Below are 20,533 nucleotides of genomic sequence, written 5' to 3'. Positions count from 1 at the left end.
TGTTAGTTACTCCTCATTATTTTATACACCCATGCTATACCTGTTGGTCTGGCGGAGTCAATCATGATCAGTAATGTCACAGACCAGCGGTTAGCTAGTTATTATGACCACACAGCTTAACGGGGAGCTTAATTATGAAGTCTAAACTCAAAAAATCAGCCAAAGTCACTGCCGTGGCTATAGCTGCTAGTGTAATGTTGCTAGCCGGAGCAGTGCCGGCCATGGCGGCCAACAGCTCTGAGCACAAGCCCAACCTAGTAGATAAAATTGCTTCGGCTTTTCACCTCAATCACGACGACGTGCAAAGCCGGGTTCAAGACTTTCGGGCCGAAAAGCAACAAGACCGCCGGGCCAAGCTCGAAGCGCGCCTAACTCAAGCCGTTAAAGATGGCAATCTTAGCGAGGCTCAAAAATCGGCTATTTTGCAAAAGGTCGATGAGCTCAAAAGCTTTGCCGATAGCCTTAAAGACAAGTCATCTCAAGACCGGCAAGCAGCTATTAAAGCTCAACACCTGGCGCTGGTGCAGTAAGCCCGCGACAACAACATTCCGGCGCCATTCGATCGCATGCTCATTATGGGGCCAAAGCCAATGCATAGACATACTAATCGATAAGCCTAATCTAGTTTAAATCAAGAAGCGACCCGCCAGAAAGCAAGGGTCGCTTCTTGGTAGATCGCATGTTGTGAGCTCAGGCAGGGCGCTCGTGTGGGCTCTGAGGCTTGATGGGTTGGGTGTCGGACTCGTCTGAGATGGTGATGAACCAGCAGATGGTTACGGCCGCAACGACTTCGTTGCACTTCTTGGCGAAGAAGTCGTTGGCATTCAGCCAATCACGCAGGCCGTCGATGCCCTCGACGGTGTCGAAGTGACTGGGTCGGAACCTGGGGGCACTGGGCGTGTAGTAGTCCAGGTAGTGCTCGCCGAACTCTCTCAATCGAGGGTCGCCAATACCTCTGAGCCGTACAGGCCGAACAAACCAAACGTCTAGCACCGGCTTGCCCTCTTCGCGCCAGTGGTAGATGTGCATTGTCCCCGGCAGGGGACCTAGCGGAGCTTCGTCCATGTGGCCTCCTTAGAGCCTCGGGTTGTTAAGGACAGCCTAAGCATACGCCTGCACAGCTTTTTGCGTCAACCCGATCTGGAATTTACCGATCAAAAAGCGTAGAATTAGACTAGCATGCCAGAAAATCAAATAGAAAGATACATTCAAGAAGTTAAGTCTGCATATCAGACTGGCCATGCTCGCGAGCATGCCTATAGACCAGCTCTAGAGCGGCTTATGTCGAGCTTCCCAGGTACGATTGGTGTTAATGACCCTAAACGCTCTGAATTTGGAAACCCGGACTTTATTTTCTTGAAAAGATCAAATAATAGTGTGGTCTTGGGTTATGCAGAAGCCAAAGATATCGACACAGACCTAGATAGGGTCGAGAAAACAAACCAACTACATCGCTACGCTGGTTACGACAACTTATTTCTTACAAACTCGCTTGAATTTAGGTTTTATAAAAACGGCGAAAAATATCAGACAATAGGAATTGGTGCTATTGATGATGGCCAAATTGAGCTCGATTCTTCGAACTTTTCTTATTTGGAAAACGAACTTAAGGCATTCTTGGAACAAGCACCAGAAAAAATAAAAAGTGGCAAGCGGTTAGCACTGATAATGGGTGCAAAGGCACGTCGTATTAGAGATAATGTCTCAGCCTATCTAGATAGTGAAGATGAAAAGAGTGCAGAGCTAGAAAAAATTTATAACATGATCAAGTCACTCTTGGTGCATGACTTAAGCCACGAAAAATTTGCCGACATGTACGCCCAGACATTAGTATATGGCTTGTTTGTGGCTCGTTATAATGATGACACACCAGCCAGCTTTACTCGACAGGAAGCTCGTGATTTGGTGCCAGACACCAATCCGTTTTTACGTGAGTTTTTTGACCATATTGTTGGGCCGCACTTTGACAAACGATTGGCCTATATCGTCGACGAGCTGTGTGAGGTTTTTTCTGTTAGTGACGTAAAAGATATTGTCCATAAGCATCTTAAGTTGACCGACCTTAATCATGACGGTAAAGACCCAATAATTCACTTCTACGAGGACTTCTTGAAGGAATATGATCCTGAAGAACGGAAAAAAATGGGAGCATATTATACTCCGATTCCAGTTGTGAGATTTATTGTTCGGCAAGTTGATAAAATTTTGAAAGAGGAGTTTGGCCTTGCTGGGGGGTTGGCCGACACGACTAAAAAGCGATTTTTGCTAAATACTAAGCCGAAGAGAACTTATAAAGATCTACATAGAGTCCAAATACTTGACCCCGCCGTTGGAACAGCAACTTTTTTGAATGAAATTATCAAATACATTTACGCAGGGCTTAAGGGCCAAGAGGGCCGATGGCTCAGCTATGCAGAACAAGAGCTTGTTCCTCGCCTTTATGGATTTGAACTAATGATGGCACCTTATACAATTGCACACCTTAAGCTAGGCATGACCTTGCAAGAAACTGGTGTAGAAAATTTGAATGAACGACTAGGCCTATACTTAACCAACACACTTGAAGAAGGCATTAAAAACCAGCTCGATATGTTTTCAAATTTTGGGTTAGCTGGTGAAGTCACCAAAGAAGCAGCATTGGCTGCAGAGGTCAAAGATGAGAAGCCAATTATGGTAATTGTGGGCAACCCTCCATATAGTGGTGAGAGTTCAAATAAAACAGACTTTGCATTAGATTTGGTAAATAAATACAAAGTAGAACCTGGTGGAAAATCTAAGCTACAAGAGCGCAATCCTAAATGGATTAATGATGATTATGTTAAGTTTATTGCGTTCGCAGAGGAAATGATCGAAAAAAATGGCGAGGGTATAGTTGCAATGATTACAAACCACGCATATCTAGATAACCCGACATTTCGGGGTATGAGATGGCACTTCTCAGAAACGTTTGACAAAATTTATATCTTAGATTTACATGGCAATGCAAAGAAGAAGGAAGTTTCGCCAGATGGCGGAATAGATGAAAATGTTTTTGACATAATGCAGGGAGTAGCAATATTGCTCGCAGTAAAGAGGGGCAGAAGCAAAGCGTCCGCACAGATTTATCTTTCTGACTTGTATGGCCCTAGAACTGATAAATTTGCTGAGATGAATGTCAACAAGATACCGTGGCAGCAAATTAAGCCCGATAATGAGATGTTTTATTTCAAAAAAGAAAAGGATTCAGAGATCGGACAATCATACCGCGAAGGCATACGGCTAAGCGATTTGTTTAGCATAAATAGTGTTGGGGTTGTAACGGGTGCCGATAAAGTATTAATAGCGTTTACAGAGCAGGAGCTTGTAAAAAACTTGGAGGCAGCAAAGTCTAACCAAGATAAACGTGGAGAATATCTAGCTACCAACGAGATTGTAGATTCAAATATTCTCCCGATTGATTATAGGCTATTCGACAGTAGACTTATTTACTTTGAATCCAATCTAATTGAGCGCACAAGACTAAAAGTTATGAAAAGCATGATCGGCAAGGACAACTATTGTTTAGTTACAATAAGGCGCTCTAGAGATAAAAATGCTGATTGGTCTTTTGTTTTTATTTCTGCATTAATGACCTCAGGCTCAACCTTTATAAGTTCTTTGGATATAAATTATGTTATGCCCCTCTACACTTATGACGATTCTGGAAATCGATATGATAACTTTAACAGGGACGAGTTAAAAAGACTCATGGTTAACATTGATTCAAAGACAGATGTTAGATTGGTGTTTGACTATATTTACGCAACACTTCACTCGACAAGTTATCGCGAAAAATATAAAGAATTTCTGAAGATGGACTTCCCAAGGGTACCCATTCCCAATAATGATCAGCAATTTAGGGCACTAGCTGAACTTGGCGGGCAACTTCGTGAGCTTCATTTAATGAATTCATCACTACTTGAAACGCTTGAAATCACCTATCCTGAGCAAGGATCAAACATAGTAGAAGATGTAAAATATTGGCCCGCCGACACCAGCACTTTTTGGAAAGGGCAAGAAAAAGAAGCAACCGTTTACAAGGCAAATACGGTAACAATTAATAAAGATCAATATTTTGGAAGTGTGCCAGAAGCTGCCTGGAACTTCTACATTGGCGGTTATCAACCAGCCCAAAAGTGGCTCAAGGATCGGAAAGGCAGAACTCTAACAAACGACGATATTGTACACTATCAAAAAATCATTAAAGCTCTAATAGAAACAGATAGAATTATGAAAGAAATTGATAAGGTCTGGAAGATTTAACCTATCTATCCCCACAGGGCGGGTCAAAGTAGGCTCGCAACTCCTTTTCTAGAGCCATCCGTTTGTTTTCATCGCAATAGCAAGCTGAATAATATAATCCGTTGTTAATGCATGCCCGCCAATCGTCGGCCCTATCATGCATTGATGCTCTATCCTGAACTGTGGATGATTCACCAATATCAATTACATCATGCCCCCCGGCATTGTTTAGTGTGCTGATTAGGTAGACGCCAGAATCATTTTTCAACGGCCGTATTTCATCGTACGGCCCTTCAAATTTATATTGATGTGTATTTGTGATCACAGTTAACATTTTTTATTATTTCCTTCTTGATAAATTGTTTGTTAAAATACAAAAAGAGCATTTGGTTAGACCCAAACTGACTCTTTGGCCGTCGCATTGCACTGCGACGGCTATTTAGTTGGAATTTTCTTTTTCACTCACGCCTCCAATTTAATATTTCTACTAATCTACCACACTAGTTGCTAAAATACAAACCACAAGGCTTGCATATTATATAGACTATATGCTATATATAGTTTATGAAAGCTAACCAGATTAAGACAAGTTCGTATAGAAAAGAGCTTTACACAGAAGAGGCAAAGCGGGACAGGTTCGAGAGAATGGCGCAGAGTAGAACTAACAAAATTTTGAATGATCTTAGACTACTTGGAAATACTAGCAATAAAGGTTTATACAAATATACTGAATCAGATGTAGAGAAAATTTTTTCAACCATTGAGGGGCGAATGGCCGAAATAAAGTGGAAATTTAAGCCCAGTAAGCGAGATGACCAGTTTAGGTTGTGAACATCTATCTCGACATCGACGGAGTGTTGTTGGCGAATGATAGGTTTGCGGCGCATGGGGCCGATGAGTTTTTACTCTACGTATTACAAAACTATCCAGATACAACCTATTGGCTAAGCACACATTGCCACGGCAACGAAAACCGAACCATCGAGGCGATTGGTAGCTTTCTTAAACCCGAAACAATGGAGCTGGTTAAAACAATAAAACCAACCAATTGGGGCTTAGCTAAAACTGAGGCCATCGACTTTAACCAACCATTCTTGTGGTTCGACGACGATCTGTATAAGGAAGAACAACAAGCGCTCGAGCAACACGACTGCATGCCTAATTTTGTAGAGGTTGACTTGCGTAAAGATGAGAATGCACTGCAGAAGCTAATTAAGAATTTTTCAAAACCGGTCCAGCCAAAAGTCTAGCCAGTTAAAAAGCTAACGCTTTTAACTTATGCTTAAATAGGCTATGATTATAGTCGATATGCTCAAAAAACTGTTAGCTTACATAAAAAGCAAACTAGGTGGCAACCATGTCTCACAAGAACAAGTAGCCGCCCGGCTTATAGTTCAGGAATACGGGGAGACCCTCCGATTGCTCGCCAAAGAGTAGAATATTTAACTCTTGCAGAAGTAGAGCGCTTTGCTCACTTTTTGGCAAAAGAGATGATGGCTCACGACGAGCCAATGCCTGATTTTGCATCTCACGATCGCAACAAGCTAGAATCTAGTTTAGACACGATTAAGCAGGGCTTTAATGGCGAAGAGCTTTATCCTAGCTTAACCCACAAAGCTGCCATGGTGTTTTATTTGATTACCAAAAACCATGCATTCGAAAACGGCAACAAACGTATGGCAGTGTGTATATTGCTGTTCTTCTTGCTTAAAAACCACAAATGGCTTCACGTTGATCCACGTAAACTTTATGATATTGCGGTATTGGTAGCGAGCAGTAAGGCTGCGGAAAAAGATATCGTATTTAAAACCGTAGAACGATTTATTACTACCAATATGGTTGATTCGCCAGACGAACTAAAGCATATATCTTTTTAGTGATAAGACTCAAGGTTGGTGATGGGGGCTATAATAGCGATTTGAACAAAACCGAAGTTTTTGTGGCTCTACTGCGCGGGATCAATGTGGGCGGGAATAATAAAGTTGAGATGGCAAAGCTCAAGGCTGTTTTTGAATCTCTAGGTTTTACAGAAGTTAAAACCTACATAAACTCTGGCAATGTGGTTTTTGCTGATTCTAAAGACAAACCCAACAAAGAGCAGCTGATCGAAAAAGCTATTAAGCAAGAATTTGGATATAGTGTGCCGGTGGTTATTCGTACTCAAGCGGCTATAGAAATGTTACTTAATAAGGTGCCAAACGAGTGGGCAAACGATGCTAACCAAAAAACCGATGTAATGTTTTTGTGGGACGAGGTCGATGACCCGGAGGTAGTTAAGGTTATAGATTATAATCCCGAGTTTGAGCATATACTGTATGTTCCTGGGTCTGTGGTTTGGAATGTCGACCGCGAGCACATTAAACAAGGCAGTGGCATTAAGCTAATTGGCACTAAGCCTTACCGTAAAATGACCGCCCGCAACATTAATACCGTGCGCAAACTCGCCGAGTTAATGAAATTCTAATTGAATATTGTCGCACCCGTATGTTACTGTGAAATTACTAGGCGGGCCAACAGGGCTCGCCCGTTCTTGAACAAGGGGGATAGCGATGCAAGCAAGCATGAGGGGTGCAGGCAAGAAAGACGAACTCGACGAACTGCAGGAGGATATCTTGGTCAGTCTGGCCGAAGAGGGGCCGATCGAAGGTGAGCTAAACGCAGCCGAAGCCCTGGCCAAAAGGATGGGTGTTCCAGTCTCGAGGCTTTCGGCCAAGATCCGACAGTTGGAACATGCTGGCCAAGTAGCAACTATCCACAATGGTGGCAACTTGGTTGCCAACGTCTATGTGACAGCCGATGGCTGTCGAGCTTGCGGGCTGAGCGCCAAAAAGGCCAATGTGCCTACCAACTTCGACGAACTGAAGGATGAGCTGGCGGCTCTCGAGCTGCCCAAAAGAAGGTCGGGCACATCGGTGAGCACATCGCTGCGCTCGGGGACTCTCGGGTGCGAGCCGAGCGGCCGTAACGGAAAGCCACCCAACAAGCGGCGCGCAAAAAAGCCGGTGCCAACACTGTCGCCGCCAGCTACTGCATCTGCCCCAGGGGTTAAGTTGCCCAGCAAGCGCGTGGTGCAGTTTGGTCTTGGTGATCTCACCGAAATGGATCGCAGGATCTTGTGCGAACTCGACAACAATGGCCAGGTTGAGTCGAACAATGCCCGGCTCGATTTGATTGGCCGCGCCGACAGAATAGCCTACGCCGAAAACGAAGAGGTGAGGCTACGACTCAAACGCTTAGCAGCCGCTGGCTACATTGAGCAGGTGCAGGTGATTCGAATCACCCCGATCGGACAGCTAGCTTTGGAGGCCGATGGCTGAGCCTTTGTAAGCGAGAAAAAGCCTTCGGGCAGAGAATAAAGAGCCTCTGCACGGAGGCTCTTATTCTTGCAGTCATGTTTTTATGCGCATAACGTTATAATAAGTGTATTAAGTAGCAGCCCATGAATTTGATCGACGTATTAATAATACTGGCAGTTATATACAGTATTTACCGCTGGAGCCAAATTGGCTTGGTGGCTGGTTTGAGTACTCTAGCCGGCACCCTGGGTGGCTTGGTGGCTGGGGTGCTGATTGCGCCATGGGCAATGAACCAGTTTACTGATCCCAACCTGCGATTTGTGGCGGCTATGGCTACGATTGGGCTTATGATGCTGGGCTTTGGCTACTGCTTTGCGTGGCTGGCCAATAAGCTAAACCAAAAGATTGAGCAAGCTAAACTCGATAAGGCCAACTCTATTTTGGGCGGGGTATTTAGCATTTTTGCGGTCTTAATTGGTGTTTGGCTGCTAGCCTCGGTTTTGGCTACCAGCCCATTTGATTGGCTAAACCGGCAAATTGGCCGCTCGGCCGTAGTTCAAACTCTTAATAAAAACCTGCCGCCAGCGCCGCCAGTGGTGGCTCGTGTGAGCAGCCTATTTAATAATCTTGAATTTCCGCAAGTCTTTGTGGGGCCAGCGCCAGCTCCGGCTACACCGGTCGATGCAGCTGGCCCAGCCGAAGTTAAGTCGGCCGTGGCTGCAGCTGGGCTTTCAACTGTTCGTATTGAGGGCAATGGCTGCGGTGGCCGCTTAGATGGCTCGGGCTTTGTAGTGGCTGAAGGCCTAGTTATGACCAATGCTCATGTGGTGGCCGGGATAAACGAGCCGTTTGTACAAGACTCAAACGGCAGTCATCGCTCGGCAGTGGTTTACTTTAATCCAGATCTCGACGTGGCAGTGTTACGAACAAGCAATCTGGCGGGCTCACCACTGGCGGTTAGTAACGTAGCAGTGACGCGTGGTACCAAAGCCGCGGTGCTGGGTTTTCCGGGCGGCGGCGGCTTCGACGCTAAGGCGGCAGGCGTAAATCGGCAAATTACAGCTCGGGGGCTAAACATTTATGGCAACTCCAGCTCTACTCGAAACATCTATGAACTCCAAACCCAGGTTGTGCCGGGCAATTCGGGCGGTCCCGTAGTGTTGCCCAACGGCACGGTTATTGGCATGGTATTTGCCCGGGCCGAAGACGGCTCAGGAGTGGGCTACGCCATAATCTCGCCCGATCTTGTTGGTATAATTAACCAAACCCAAGGGTTGTCTAGCCCGGTTAGCACCCAGACTTGTGTCGATCGAGTATAATAGCAATATGAAAACCATTACGCCAAAAGACGGTCGCAAGCTTGCCTACGAAGATGTCGGCAATAAAAACGGCCAACAAGCTAGTAGACAGTATAGCCGAAAGTGCATTGAGTGATGAGCCGACGCTGAATGATCCAAAATTGCGACCAATGTTATAAGTTTAAATGGCCGAAGCATTGGCCCAAAATGGCGAGAGCGCGCTCGAAGACATGAGGACTTTTCTGAATTGGATCTTTAAGCCCGAGCAAGTTGAATAACCGGCCGAAATATTTTTTTGGCGAAAGCGATAAGATTATAAACCCTAAGATAGGCCAGGTTTTACACTCTCGATTGCCAAACTCCAAGTTGCACATTTGGAAGAATAACGGGCACTAGGCAGTGTTTTCGCACTGGCCAGGTTTTTTAAAAGCCTAGGCTAACTGTTACAATAAACTGATGGCAATTCAGCTCACCAAATCAGATTATTTGCTTTACTTAAAGCACCCGGCTTGGCTATGGCTTAAAAAAAATAGGCCTAAATTCTTGCCGCCGATTACAGCCAACCAACAGGCCATATTTGATGATGGCAATCTTTTTGAAACCATAGTCGAGCAAAAGTTTACTGGACTTACACGACTAGGCTTTGAAAATTATGATGAATACAAGAGCTTAACAGCCCGAACCAAAAAACTGCTCGACGCAGGCGATAAGTTGATCTCTCAGGCTCGCTTTGAAGCCAACCAGCTAACCTGCATATGCGACATTGTGGAACAAGTTGGCGAACGCGAGCTAGAACTTTATGAGATCAAGGGCAGCACCCGGGTTAAGCCCGAGCACATCGATGATCTGGCCTTTCAAACAACAGTATTGATGGGCGCAGGCTACAAGGTTAGTAAAATTTCGGTAATTTTTTGTAACAATCGCTACGTGCGCAATGGCGAGGTTGATCCAAATAAGATCTGTGTAACCCAAGATGTTACGGCCTTGGTAGCGGCGCGAATCTCGCAAACTAGAAGAGAGATAAAAAAAGCGCTGCAAGTAGCAGCTCAAGCCGAAATGCCCAATCCCAGCCCGGCTCGAGCCCGACTCGGCAGCTTTAAGGAGTGGCGAGATATTTATTTGAAACTACGACCCCAAGCCGAGCCTTATAACATCTACACCTTGTGTCGTAGCAACGAGCATGTAATTGCCGAACTTGAGCATCGCGGCATAAGTCGACTGGTCGATATTCCAGAAGATGTTGAGCTCAAGCCGGCTCAGCGTTGGCAGGTCGATGCCACAAAAAGTGATGAGCCGATTGTGGACGGCGAAAAAATCGATAAGTTTTTGGGCGGGCTGGCATATCCTTTGTACTTCTTAGATTACGAAACGCTGGGCTCGGTAGTGCCGCCGTTCGATGGGCTAAGACCGTACCAGCAAATGCCTTTTCAATACAGCCTGCACGTTATCGATAATCCAGGCGGCGAGTTGCGCCATCGTGAATACCTGCATAGCTCGGGCGACAACCCGAGCCGACCGCTCCTGGAGCAATTAAAAGAAGACATCGGCGAACAGGGCACAGTATTAACTTGGAACGAAGGTTTTGAAAAGTCTTGTAATACTCTACTCGGCCAACAGTGTCCTGAATTTGCTAGCTTTACCAACCAATTGAACGATCGAATTAAAGACTTAATGCTGCCGTTTTTTAAGGGCTGGTACATCGATGCTGGCTTTTATGGCTCGGCTAGCATAAAGAATGTATTGCCAGTTCTGGTGCCCGAGCTCAATCACAAAGATATGGAAATTTCCGAGGGCATGACCGCTCAAAGACTGTGGATGCAAACGATCTTAGGAGGTGCCGAAGATGGCAAAGAAGAACTGCTAAAAAATCTTCGGGCCTATTGCGAACTCGATACCCTAGCCATGGTAAAGATCTATGAGTTTTTGCAGCAACGGCAAAGGCCAGCACCATTAGAGGCGACCCAACCAACTCTTTTTTAGAATTATTGACGTTTCTGCCAGGGCCAACGGCCGTTGATTTCCATTTCAAATGTAATGCTCAGGAACGAGCGAATAAGCACAATGACTGCAAGCACGATAACTGATTGAATGTTAAAACCCGTGGCAACAGATCGAATAATGTCACCAGCAACTAAAAATTCTAGACCTAGCAGAATACTGCGGGCCAGGTCCTTACGGTAATTTAGGTAGATCTCCTCGCCCGCCATGCGAGCGCTATAGTGGTTGATTAGCCAATAGGTTGAAATGATAATTCCAAAAACAATTACAGCAACACCTACAACATCAAGAATCTTGCCGACTGTTGAAAGATAGCTGTTAAGATCTGCCATAATTTTTATTATGGCCTTGGCGTTTCCTGTCGTCAATATGGCGTATAATTTTAACATAACACAGGAGTCACATATGCATATTCAAAATCTAAAGCAAAAAACACTCGACAACACAACCTTTCGCACAGTTTTGGCCAACGGCAAGAACACTCAGGTTGTAGTAATGGATGTTAAGCCTGGCGAGGACATCGGCAAAGAGGTTCACCCAGATAACGATCAAGTTTTGTATTTGGTTTCGGGTAAGGGCACGGTCTATTTAAGCGGCCAAGAGAGCGAATTTAATCCCGGTGACTGCGTGCTGGTGCCAGCAGGGACTGAACATAATTTCACAACTGTGGGCAACCAGCCAATGAAGATTATTACCACCTACAGTCCGCCACATCACCCCGAAGGAACAGTCCATACGACCAAGGCCGATGCCGAAGCCGCTGAGGCAGGCAAGCATTAGCTAAAAAAGCGAAACAACTCACCATCCGAGCCGATTTGTTGCTTGATAGAACTCTGTCAGAAGCCGACCGAAAGGGGTAGGGTAAGCCTCGAGCACAAGGTGCAATTTGTCTTCGTTCAAGGCTTATCCTTCCTGCGGGATGCGAATTGTGTGCCTATTGTAAACTGGTATGGGTGCAAAATCAACAAATCCTTGATAATCGACTTGAGAACTCCTATTATTCGGCTTAAGATAAAAACATAAACGAGGAATGTGTGTTGGCTGAAACTAAGGAAGCAAAAAAAGTAACCGGTGCAAGTTCGGATCTTACGGTCGGCAAAATTGTTGTATATGTAACCTATGGTGTTGTGGTCTTTGCTGAGATTGTACTGGGGTTTAGGATCTTCTTCCTACTCTTTAATGCCAACGCCAACACGCCGTTTGTTAGGTTTATTTATAACACCAGCAACGACTTCTTGGCACCGTTTCGCGGTATTTTTCTACCCCACGATAGTGTAACCGGGGGCTACCTAGATGTTAGTGCGCTATTCGCACTAATTGTATACGCAATAATTGCGGTTCTAATTCAATCGCTCATGCGCAAGTTAGATTCGAGAAGCTAGTGAGCCAAAACCATAAGCGCTAAATCCACCAAAGCTCGGCAGGTATTGAACATTATAGATCAGATTGTGGTGCTGAAGAAATTCAAGACGGGTTAGTAGACAACCAAACGAATCGTACGCTAAATGCCAACTTCCGCGGTCACATATATAAGCACGAGTGGATTGTGATATTTATCTTGTACACTGTGGCCATGTTCTTTGTGTTGCAGATAGACTTTGGCAAGACCCTACTACTGCGGCTAATTGCGGCTGTATTAGCAGCCGGGCTCACGCTGGTACTGTTCATACTTGGCAAGTTAAGCACACTAACTCACAAAAAAGCCAAGTACATTTACGAATCATATCAAAGGCTACTCGATAGCGACTTTCGTAGGGTCGATTAGCACTCCCGCTCTGTTAGTGCCAGAAGACTGTTTACTCTAAGGTGTGCAAGTTGTTACAATAAGGGTCTTATGAGTAAAGTTTACGACGTTATTATTATTGGTTCTGGCCCAGCCGGCTACACTGCGGCTATCTATGCTAGCCGTGCTAATTTGAGCACTCTCATGATTGCTGGTGATGCTCCTGGTGGGCAGTTGCTGTTGACTTCTGAGGTCGAGAACTTTCCTGGATTCCAAGAGGGTATTTTGGGCCCAGAGCTAATGGAAGAAATGAAAAAGCAGGCTCTGCGCTTTGGCACGGAGTTTAAGTCCGATCTAGTTACCAAGGTTGATTTAAGGTCAAATCCAAAAAAAGTTTGGGTAGGTAGCAAAGAATACGCCGCCAAAACCGTAATTGTTAGTACCGGGGCGAGTGCTAACTGGCTCGGGCTGGAAAATGAAACCAGACTTATGGGCAAGGGCATAAGTGCCTGTGCTACCTGCGATGGGTTCTTTTTTTCGGGCAAACATGTGGTTGTGGTGGGTGGTGGTGATAGCGCCATGGAGGAGGCCTTAACTTTAGCCAAATTTGCTAGTAAAGTCACAATTGTGCACCGGCGCGATGGCTTTCGGGCCAGTAAGATTATGCAGAGCCGGGTGTTCGATAATCCTAAGATCAAAGTAATTTGGAATAGCGAGGTTGTGGATGTTTTGGGTCGAGACTTTGTTGAAGGTGTAAGGCTTAGAGATACTATAACTAATAAAGAAAAAGACTTTGCCTGCGAAGGGCTGTTTGTGGCCATTGGCCACACGCCGGCTACCGAGCTATTCGAAGGCCAGCTCAAGCGTGACGCCAAGGGTTACCTGCAACCAAAAGCCAATACCAGTACCGAAATTCAAGGCGTATTCGCAGCTGGCGATGTAGCCGACGCACGGTATCGCCAGGCGGTGACGGCGGCAGGCGAAGGCTGCAAAGCGGCGCTAGAGGCGGAACATTACTTGCAAAGTCTTGCCAAAGGATAGCCCAGGCGCTATGGATCAAACAGTTCGAATTCGCACCATCCGGCCACATGAAAGTCAGAAAATGCGAGGAGTCTTTGAACAAGCTCTGATTACCGATTTTGGTTACTTTTCTAAAGACCGAGTAGATTCGGTGCTGCGCCAAAATTCTCTGCTACGACTGATCCGCAGCAGTCTTGATCCTCGGCGCATCTTGCTAGGGGCGTTTGTGCAACGCCAGCTGATTGGTTACTGTCTAGCCGCCATCGAAGCCGACCGCAGTGGCTTTGTTTTTTGGTTGTTTGTGGCGCCGGCTTATCGCGGTCAACATATTGGTCAATCCTTGCTCGAAGACACCGAGACTCGTCTGCGCCGCAAAGCCGTGACTGCGATCCGGCTGGTTACCCATAATCAGCAGGCTTTCTATGCTAATCATGGCTACCAATTAGGCGACACCATGCAGCTGACTGGCGAAACTACCTCGGTGTATCTAATGCAGAAAGAGTTGGCATGAAGGCCAAAAAAGTTCAGCGCCAAGTTAAGTTATCCTCGCCAAACGATCCGGCAACTCCTGAAGCATTGGGTCAACCCGATGAGTCGGAGTCAGAAGCGAGCAGTATGGCCAACCATAAATCAAGAAGATCAAGGTGGCACCGCTGGCTCAAAGTCTTATTGATTGTGCTACTTATCGGCTTGGTAGCAGCGGCCGCAGCTTGGAACTTGCTCAAAAAGGCTCCAGCCGATGGTATTGTGCAGCCGAGCCAGCCCAACCCAAGCTCGCCTTTTGTGCCGGCTACGGGCAAGGTTTTGCAGGCCGAAGCCCCCGCTCAATTTACGCCTGAGCAGGTTCGTGCTATGGTGCTACAAACCAATCCTCGGTTTGATTTACCAGTGCAGGGTGCAGTGACCAAGCAGGTATTTTCCTACACTAGCTCTGACGGCCAGAGCGATAAGGTTCCGGTTTATGCCCGAGTGTATGTGCCCAGCCCGACCAGTGCCAGTAATCAGTTGCCGGTCTTAGCTTTTGGTCCGGGTACTACCGGCCTGGGTGATCAATGTGCCGCCAGTTTAGAAAACCCTGCTAAACGCAACTGGGCAAACTATGATTCACTGATGATGAGCTATGCCTCCCAGGGCTATGTGGTGGTAATAACTGACTACGAGGGTATGCGCGATCCAGCCCGAATTCAACGCTACATGGTTGGAGATCTGGAAGGCCGAGCGGTCTTAGATAGTGTACGGGCGCTGCGTAACCTCGAACTGAGTCGAGACAAACTCGACAACTCTCGAATTTTTGCTGGCGGCTACTCCCAGGGCGGCCACGCTGCCTATTGGGCCGACAAAATCCAAGCTACCTATGCCCCCGACATCTCGCTGCGCGGAGCCATTGGCTTTGGCCCGGTTACCAGCGTTGAGCAAACCTGGGCCGACACCGCCGGCACAGCCAACATTAACTGGTTTGGGCCGTTTATCTTGGTGGCCTATGGTGATTGGTATCGTCAGATTTACCCAATAAGCGACATCTTGCAGGCTCGTTGGGTGGGTGCGCTCAAAAACGATGCCTTGCGAGAATGCATTGATACGGTCAACAATTATTGGCCTAGCAATGTGGGTTTAAACCGCTCCAATACGCTCTATACCCCGCAATTTTTGCAGTCTTTGCGCAGCGGAGATCTCAAGAGTAACCCCAAGTATCGTTCCTTGGCTTGGGATTTGTATCAAAATATTGTTGGCAACAGCAAGTCTGCTACTCCCAAACTGATCAATCAAGGTCGGTACGACAATGTGATTCTGCCATCACAATCCACCACCGCGCTGCGCCGTTACTGCACCAGCGGCAACAATACCTACTATCGTAGTTACGATCAGAGTCCGGCTGCCGTCAATGCCTTCAACCCAAAGGGCTTAGTTGATCACTATACAATCATGGCGGCTAGCTTTCGAGACACTCTAGCTTGGATGGAACTTGCAGCTAAAGATCAATTGGGTAAGAATAGTTGTTAGTAAGCTAATCGTGTTAAACGGAGAAACCCATGTCACAGGTAATAAATGATACGAATTCCAAAGCGCTACAAGTACACTTTCTGGCAGAACAAGCTGTCAAGAATCATGCCAACAAAGCTTTATTCAGACAGCTTAAGTTTGCTGGTCAATATAAACAAGCAGCTTTGGTGCTCGAGCAGAACAGCCTATTTATTGGCCTAAGCTTTAAGCCAGTGGCTAAGAATGCCGACCCGTTTTGCAAAGTTCAGTGGTACGAGGTTGGCGCTAAAATAGCCAATACCCTGGAAGGCACTAAGATCAAAACTATTGAATTAACCAAACCAGCTGGCAGCTTTGGTGCCGAGGATCTACAGCGCTTAGCATTAGGCATAATGCAGGCGGGCTGGCACTACGATAAGTATTTAGACAACAAAAAGGCCAAAACCAAACACTACACAATCTACTTAGACTCTTTTATGCAAAAACTTGCGAAAGATAGTCTAATTAAAGAGATCGAAGCCCTTGATGATGCAATGCGGTTAACTCGCACAATTGTAAATGAACCGCCCGAGGATCTTAACCCGCACACCGTAGCTAAACTAGTCGAGGCCGAGTTTAAGCCGTTCAAAAACGTCATCGTTAAAATATTGGGCGAGCAACAGCTAGAATCTTTAGGCATGCAGGGCGTTATGTTTGTTGGCCGAGCAAGTCGTTATCAGCCGCGCTTGGTGCACGTTACGCTTAAGCCCAGCGGCAAAGTTAAAAACCGGATTTGCTTAATTGGTAAGGGCATCACCTACGACTCCGGTGGGCTAGATATTAAAACTGATCAGCACATGAAGACCATGAAGATGGATATGGCCGGTGGGGCTACCATGTTTGGTGTCGCCAAGGCTTTGGCGCAACTAGGTCTCAAAAATACCGAGCTACACTGGCTGAGTGCATTCGCCGAAAATATGATTGGCCCCGACAGCTACAAGGCCGACGACGTTATTACTACCTACTCTGGTCAAACGGTGGAGGTTTACAATACCGATGCCGAGGGTAGACTTACTCTGGCTGACGTATTGAGCTACGCGACCACTTTTAAACCGGACTATATAGTTGATGCAGCCACACTTACGGGTGCCGCAATTGGCGCGGTTAGTGAGCGGTTCACCGCCCTAATGGGTAATGACGCTAAGTTGATTGATAGTTTGCTCGATACATTTAGAGCCGAGGGCGAGTACACACTATACACACCCATGCCAGAGTCCTTGCGCGAAGAGGTAGCTGGCGACATAAGCGACCTAATTAACACTAGCAAACTAGACCGTATGGCTGGGCACATTACGGCCGGACTATTTTTGAGCCATTTTGTAAATCAAAACAATTTTCGCAATCCCGATATTAGGCTTGGCAAACCGCAGGATTACCCGTGGGTACACCTAGATATTGCCGGCAGCGCCTTTAACAATAGCAAGAATGGCCTAGAGACCAACGGCGCAACTGGGCAGAGTGTGCGCTCATTGGCGGCCTGGGTTCAACAGATAGATCAAGACTAGTCAGTTTTGTGCTAATATAGGGTATGCAGCCCGAAAACACCGAAACAGTTGTTATTCTTGATTTTGGCTCTCAATATACCCAGCTAATTGCTCGCAAAGTTCGCGAGCTGAAGTGCTTTTGTGTAGTATTGCCTTTTAGCGCAAATTTGGACGAAGTTAAAACTCATAATCCCAGGGCGCTGATTTTTTCGGGCGGCCCAAATTCAGTTTACGATCGCAAAGCACCCAAGTTGAATCCAGCATTTTTAGAGCTTGGTGTGCCCGTGTTGGCGATTTGTTATGGCATGCAAGCGATTGCCCAGGTCTTGGCTGGCAAGGTGGAACGCGGCGATACCCGCGAGTATGGTCAGGCAGAGATTAAGTGCTTAATAACTTCACCACTGTTCAAGGGCTTACCCAAAAAATCAACTGTCTGGATGAGTCATGGCGATTATGTCGCCAAACTACCCCGCGGCTTTAAGCTGCTGGCTACTAGCCAAGGCTTGCGCGCTGCTATTGCCGACCATAAACGTCGGTTTTTTGGTTTGCAGTTTCACCCTGAGGTTACTCACACTGAGTTTGGCAAGCAAATCTTACATAACTTTTTGTTTGGAGTGGTGGGCTTGCGCGGTGATTGGACACCGGTCCAGTTTATTAAGACCGAGCTTACCAAAATTCGTGAACTGGTAGGTGATCGTAGGGTTATCTGTGCTCTCTCGGGCGGCGTTGATAGCTCTGTGGCTGCCACCTTGGTGAGTAGGGCGGTTGGTGATCAGCTAACCTGCGTGTTTGTAGACAATGGCCTATTGCGCGAAGGTGAGTATCGGCAAGTGTTGGCAGCTTACAAGAAGATAGGCTTGAAGGTTAAACCGGTAAATGCCAGCCAGCAATTCTTAGGCAAACTCAAGGGTGTAACCGACCCTGAGCGCAAACGTAAAATTATTGGTGCTGAATTTATTAATGTTTTCGACGCGGCCGCTCACACGATTAAAAATGTAGATTTCTTGGTGCAGGGCACACTTTACCCCGATGTCATCGAATCGGTTTCGGTACATGGCCCATCAGCCGTGATTAAATCACACCACAATGTTGGTGGCTTACCCAAGAAAATGAAGCTCAAGCTGATTGAGCCATTACGCGAGCTATTTAAAGACGAGGTGCGGGTAATTGGCAAAAAGCTGGGCTTACCGAGCTACATTACGCAGCGCCAGCCGTTTCCAGGTCCAGGCCTAGCCATCCGCATATTGGGCGATGTGACAGCCGACAAACTCAAGCTACTGCGTGCGGCCGACACGATCGTGACTAGCGAGATCGAGGCTGCTAGGGGTGTGCCCAGGCCCTGGCAATACTTCGCGGTGCTGTTGCCAATCAATTCAGTTGGCGTAATGGGTGACGCTCGTACTTATGAGCAAGCAATTGCTATTCGAGCCATTAGCTCGGTCGACGTTATGACAGCCGACTGGAGCGAACTGCCACCACATCTACTTAAAAAAATCTCCTCGCGCATTGTCGGCGAAATCCCAGGCATTAACCGCGTGGTTTACGATATTACTAGCAAACCACCTGGTACAGTGGAGTGGGAATAGTCTAGCTTTCGCTCTTGCGACTCCGACATGTCGTCAGAGTGAGCTCATCAGAACAAATACACATTTGTTTAGCTAGCTGCTACCGACAGGGGCGAGTTCCCCCGTCGGCGCATGAACTTAGGCTTTGCCTCCATATTGTTCGCGCAGGCCTTTGGCAATTGCTTTGGCTGTCGCTTCCATCTTTGGCCCAAACACTGTGCGCTTATGGCGAACCTTGTGCACGTAGTCGAGATTGGGCTTCGATTCGACTAGTCGTAAGAAGTCAGACGCACAGATTGAGGCACGATCTGGAGCTAGGCCTTTTATTTTTAGCCTGGCTTGCTTGAAGTCTTCGGGGCAGTCCTGGTAGTGCTTGCCAGCAGGTTGCTGGCCGTAGAAGGCGATGTGCACGAAGTTGGCAACGGCTTTGCCGGCCAAGCGTGGCTGAATGCCGAGCTCACGGGCGATTTCGCTGGTGAGCTGGCGACTCAGCCAGACATCGTCGAGCGGGTCACTTTGTGCTGGCATTAGAACTCCCGATAGTGCTCAAGTAGGTACTGGGCAGCGCGATAGCCCACCCACCTCCTTGTGCTACCCATGTTCTTTGGCCCAAGCACTAGTTTGCCATCGACTTCGCCGCTTTCCCTGTATTTGTGGGTGCCCATGATTAGGACGAAAGTGTCGGCTCGGATTGTCGAGAGGTTGCCGACCCCGTCCTTCATATGTGCCAAGTCGGGGTGGTACCGGTTAGTTGGCGAGCTATCGCTTTCTCGAACGGCAATCCACACCGCAGAAAAGACTCGACTCAATTGCCCTCGTTTTACATCGAGCCTGTCGGCTAGCTTCTGCCACGCTTCTCTGTCTAGCCAAATCTCCCCGAGACGCTTGAGGGCTTTTTGATTGATTCTTAAATCGGGCATAGATCTTGCTTGTGAGAGTGGCTCGGCTGTGGCACGCTCAATGCTGATTGCTTCTGGTTCAGCGGCTCTAATCAGACTTTCAAGAGCCTTCAGGGTTGAGGGGGGAACCGAGTCGAAGGGGATGGTGATGTGCAGGTGGAGGCTGAAAGGTTCGTTCATGGTTCGGCTCCTTTGTAGGTCGATGGATTGGGTGGGCGAACTAGAACGTTGAGATTATATAATAAATACACACCCTAAGCAAGCAACAAAGTCTTATCGTTCGAGACTTTAGTCGAGAACTATGGCCGAAAAGTTCTCGTCGATGACTTCTCGAACTGTAAAATAGATCCCGGATCGGAGTCCGGGATGACGGCCTTGGGGCACCAAAAAACCAGGCTTTTGCCTGGTTTTACCCTGTTTTGACTCGCTTTAGGACTATTTAAGCTTTAATGTCGGTGATTGTGATTTTACTTACGCGCTGACGGTGGCCAGTCTTGGTTTTTTGGCGCTTTTTGGGCTTGTACTTCAGAACGGTAATTTTTTCGCCCTTTACGTCGGCAGCGTCTACCTTAGCTTTAACGATGGCGCTTTCTAGAGTTGGCTTACCAACCTGAACCTTGTCACCATCTATCACTAGGAGTGGCTTGAATTCTACAACGTCTTTGTCGGCATGCAGCAGCTCGGTCTCGATGGTCTGACCTTTCTCTACCATGTACTGCTTAGAACCGCTTTCGATTACTGCGATCATCTGAGTTTTCTGTTCCTTTCTGAAAAATTGACAATAGAGCATTGTATCAAACCTGGAGCCATATGTCAAGAACCGCTTTTTGGGTTCTGTCCACTAAACCGGAACAGCTATACTTTTAAGTAGTGTAAATGGGTCACGAAACAGTTCTGGATGGCTTCTTCTGGCCTGAAACTCTGCTAAGATCCCGCCTAAGAAACATTTAATGAAATGATCTCTAGTGCGA

At 46.9% G+C, this 20,533-nt stretch carries 22 protein-coding genes; 17 read left to right on the top strand and 5 right to left on the bottom strand.

Translation table 11 applies throughout. The features are described 5' to 3' along the window. Positions 1–134 precede the first annotated feature (134 nt). Complete coding sequence (locus tag HYX70_01450) at positions 135–530, top strand: hypothetical protein (protein MBI2797950.1); 396 nt, start codon at positions 135–137, stop codon at positions 528–530. A gap of 160 nt (positions 531–690) precedes the next feature. Here the strand turns inward: HYX70_01450 and HYX70_01445 are convergent, their stop codons facing one another. Continuing rightward, complete coding sequence (locus HYX70_01445) at positions 691–993, bottom strand: hypothetical protein (protein ID MBI2797949.1); 303 nt, start codon at positions 991–993, stop codon at positions 691–693. A 186-nt stretch (positions 994–1,179) separates the two neighbouring features. Here HYX70_01445 and HYX70_01440 point away from each other — a divergent pair, with 186 nt between their 5' ends. The 8 genes from HYX70_01440 to HYX70_01405 all read left to right on the top strand — a co-directional run bounded on the left by HYX70_01440 (position 1,180) and on the right by HYX70_01405 (position 10,834). Next, positions 1,180–4,281: an N-6 DNA methylase gene (locus HYX70_01440; protein MBI2797948.1), complete on the top strand. Its 3,102-nt coding sequence runs from the start codon at positions 1,180–1,182 to the stop codon at positions 4,279–4,281. 806 nt (positions 4,282–5,087) lie between these two features. Continuing rightward, positions 5,088–5,510: a hypothetical protein gene (locus tag HYX70_01435; GenBank protein MBI2797947.1), complete on the top strand. Its 423-nt coding sequence runs from the start codon at positions 5,088–5,090 to the stop codon at positions 5,508–5,510. 43 nt (positions 5,511–5,553) lie between these two features. Continuing rightward, on the top strand, positions 5,554–5,697 hold the full coding sequence (locus HYX70_01430) for a hypothetical protein (protein MBI2797946.1): 144 nt from the start codon (positions 5,554–5,556) through the stop codon (positions 5,695–5,697). A gap of 41 nt (positions 5,698–5,738) precedes the next feature. Then, positions 5,739–6,137 (top strand): type II toxin-antitoxin system death-on-curing family toxin, encoded by a 399-nt coding sequence (locus HYX70_01425; GenBank protein ID MBI2797945.1) that lies wholly within the window; start codon positions 5,739–5,741, stop codon positions 6,135–6,137. Between the two features lie 41 nt (positions 6,138–6,178). Next, a complete protein-coding gene (locus HYX70_01420) occupies positions 6,179–6,724 on the top strand; it encodes a DUF1697 domain-containing protein (GenBank protein MBI2797944.1) in 546 nt (181 codons plus the stop codon). 85 nt (positions 6,725–6,809) lie between these two features. Next, entirely contained in the window at positions 6,810–7,577 is a 768-nt protein-coding gene (locus tag HYX70_01415; protein ID MBI2797943.1) for a hypothetical protein, read from the top strand. Positions 7,578–7,699: 122 nt separating this feature from the next. Continuing rightward, the gene (locus HYX70_01410) at positions 7,700–8,875 is read left to right on the top strand and encodes a MarP family serine protease (GenBank protein MBI2797942.1); all 1,176 of its coding nucleotides are present in this window, start codon (positions 7,700–7,702) and stop codon (positions 8,873–8,875) included. 435 nt (positions 8,876–9,310) lie between these two features. After that, positions 9,311–10,834 (top strand): DUF2779 domain-containing protein, encoded by a 1,524-nt coding sequence (locus HYX70_01405; protein MBI2797941.1) that lies wholly within the window; start codon positions 9,311–9,313, stop codon positions 10,832–10,834. A 2-nt stretch (positions 10,835–10,836) separates the two neighbouring features. On the opposite strand, the gene HYX70_01400 is transcribed toward HYX70_01405, so the two are convergent. Next, complete coding sequence (locus tag HYX70_01400) at positions 10,837–11,184, bottom strand: DUF1622 domain-containing protein (protein MBI2797940.1); 348 nt, start codon at positions 11,182–11,184, stop codon at positions 10,837–10,839. A gap of 73 nt (positions 11,185–11,257) precedes the next feature. On the opposite strand from HYX70_01400, the gene HYX70_01395 reads away from it, so the two are divergent. From HYX70_01395 to guaA, 8 genes are all read left to right on the top strand, one after another. Further along, complete coding sequence (locus HYX70_01395; protein ID MBI2797939.1) at positions 11,258–11,632, top strand: cupin domain-containing protein; 375 nt, start codon at positions 11,258–11,260, stop codon at positions 11,630–11,632. Positions 11,633–11,889: 257 nt separating this feature from the next. Then, the gene (locus tag HYX70_01390; protein MBI2797938.1) at positions 11,890–12,234 is read left to right on the top strand and encodes a YggT family protein; all 345 of its coding nucleotides are present in this window, start codon (positions 11,890–11,892) and stop codon (positions 12,232–12,234) included. A gap of 164 nt (positions 12,235–12,398) precedes the next feature. Beyond that, a complete protein-coding gene (locus tag HYX70_01385) occupies positions 12,399–12,617 on the top strand; it encodes a hypothetical protein (protein ID MBI2797937.1) in 219 nt (72 codons plus the stop codon). A 69-nt stretch (positions 12,618–12,686) separates the two neighbouring features. Beyond that, the gene (trxB, locus tag HYX70_01380; protein MBI2797936.1) at positions 12,687–13,616 is read left to right on the top strand and encodes a thioredoxin-disulfide reductase; all 930 of its coding nucleotides are present in this window, start codon (positions 12,687–12,689) and stop codon (positions 13,614–13,616) included. A 10-nt stretch (positions 13,617–13,626) separates the two neighbouring features. Then, positions 13,627–14,106 carry a GNAT family N-acetyltransferase gene (locus HYX70_01375; protein MBI2797935.1) on the top strand — a complete coding sequence of 160 codons (480 nt, stop codon included), beginning with the start codon at positions 13,627–13,629 and terminating at the stop codon, positions 14,104–14,106. Beyond that, positions 14,103–15,596 (top strand): hypothetical protein, encoded by a 1,494-nt coding sequence (locus HYX70_01370; protein MBI2797934.1) that lies wholly within the window; start codon positions 14,103–14,105, stop codon positions 15,594–15,596. The genes HYX70_01375 and HYX70_01370 overlap by 4 nt, the downstream gene beginning before the upstream one ends. A gap of 29 nt (positions 15,597–15,625) precedes the next feature. Then, on the top strand, positions 15,626–17,119 hold the full coding sequence (locus HYX70_01365; protein MBI2797933.1) for a leucyl aminopeptidase family protein: 1,494 nt from the start codon (positions 15,626–15,628) through the stop codon (positions 17,117–17,119). A 23-nt stretch (positions 17,120–17,142) separates the two neighbouring features. After that, positions 17,143–18,684, top strand: a complete 1,542-nt coding sequence (gene guaA / locus HYX70_01360; GenBank protein MBI2797932.1) for a glutamine-hydrolyzing GMP synthase — start codon at positions 17,143–17,145, stop codon at positions 18,682–18,684. A gap of 117 nt (positions 18,685–18,801) precedes the next feature. Here the strand turns inward: guaA and HYX70_01355 are convergent, their stop codons facing one another. The 3 genes from HYX70_01355 to rplU all read right to left on the bottom strand — a co-directional run bounded on the left by HYX70_01355 (position 18,802) and on the right by rplU (position 20,310). Further along, positions 18,802–19,191 (bottom strand): hypothetical protein, encoded by a 390-nt coding sequence (locus tag HYX70_01355; protein MBI2797931.1) that lies wholly within the window; start codon positions 19,189–19,191, stop codon positions 18,802–18,804. Then, complete coding sequence (locus HYX70_01350) at positions 19,191–19,742, bottom strand: hypothetical protein (GenBank protein ID MBI2797930.1); 552 nt, start codon at positions 19,740–19,742, stop codon at positions 19,191–19,193. Before HYX70_01350 ends, HYX70_01355 begins: the two co-directional genes overlap by 1 nt. Positions 19,743–20,001: 259 nt before the next feature. Further along, a complete protein-coding gene (gene rplU / locus HYX70_01345; protein MBI2797929.1) occupies positions 20,002–20,310 on the bottom strand; it encodes a 50S ribosomal protein L21 in 309 nt (102 codons plus the stop codon). Between the last annotated feature and the right edge of the window lie 223 nt (positions 20,311–20,533).

The sequence above is a fragment of the Candidatus Saccharibacteria bacterium genome (genome assembly GCA_016191105.1).
Taxonomy (GTDB): Bacteria; Patescibacteriota; Saccharimonadia; order CAILAD01; family BJGX01; genus JACPPH01.
The sequence above is the reverse complement of the archived record's forward strand: the minus strand, read 5'-3'. Positions and strand labels throughout refer to the sequence as shown.

Bases quoted from the DNA above. Each gene is read 5' to 3' on its own strand.
- HYX70_01450 (MBI2797950.1), top strand. From the start codon at position 135: ATGAAGTCTAAACTCAAAAAATCAGCCAAAGTCACTGCCGTGGCTATA.
- HYX70_01440 (MBI2797948.1), top strand. From the start codon at position 1,180: ATGCCAGAAAATCAAATAGAAAGATACATTCAAGAAGTTAAGTCTGCA.
- HYX70_01430 (MBI2797946.1), top strand. From the start codon at position 5,554: ATGATTATAGTCGATATGCTCAAAAAACTGTTAGCTTACATAAAAAGC.
- HYX70_01415 (MBI2797943.1), top strand. From the start codon at position 6,810: ATGCAAGCAAGCATGAGGGGTGCAGGCAAGAAAGACGAACTCGACGAA.
- HYX70_01410 (MBI2797942.1), top strand. From the start codon at position 7,700: ATGAATTTGATCGACGTATTAATAATACTGGCAGTTATATACAGTATT.
- HYX70_01405 (MBI2797941.1), top strand. From the start codon at position 9,311: ATGGCAATTCAGCTCACCAAATCAGATTATTTGCTTTACTTAAAGCAC.
- HYX70_01400 (MBI2797940.1), bottom strand. From the start codon at position 11,184: ATGGCAGATCTTAACAGCTATCTTTCAACAGTCGGCAAGATTCTTGAT.
- HYX70_01395 (MBI2797939.1), top strand. From the start codon at position 11,258: ATGCATATTCAAAATCTAAAGCAAAAAACACTCGACAACACAACCTTT.
- trxB (MBI2797936.1), top strand. From the start codon at position 12,687: ATGAGTAAAGTTTACGACGTTATTATTATTGGTTCTGGCCCAGCCGGC.
- HYX70_01375 (MBI2797935.1), top strand. From the start codon at position 13,627: ATGGATCAAACAGTTCGAATTCGCACCATCCGGCCACATGAAAGTCAG.
- HYX70_01370 (MBI2797934.1), top strand. From the start codon at position 14,103: ATGAAGGCCAAAAAAGTTCAGCGCCAAGTTAAGTTATCCTCGCCAAAC.
- HYX70_01365 (MBI2797933.1), top strand. From the start codon at position 15,626: ATGTCACAGGTAATAAATGATACGAATTCCAAAGCGCTACAAGTACAC.
- guaA (MBI2797932.1), top strand. From the start codon at position 17,143: ATGCAGCCCGAAAACACCGAAACAGTTGTTATTCTTGATTTTGGCTCT.
- HYX70_01355 (MBI2797931.1), bottom strand. From the start codon at position 19,191: ATGCCAGCACAAAGTGACCCGCTCGACGATGTCTGGCTGAGTCGCCAG.
- HYX70_01350 (MBI2797930.1), bottom strand. From the start codon at position 19,742: ATGAACGAACCTTTCAGCCTCCACCTGCACATCACCATCCCCTTCGAC.
- rplU (MBI2797929.1), bottom strand. From the start codon at position 20,310: ATGATCGCAGTAATCGAAAGCGGTTCTAAGCAGTACATGGTAGAGAAA.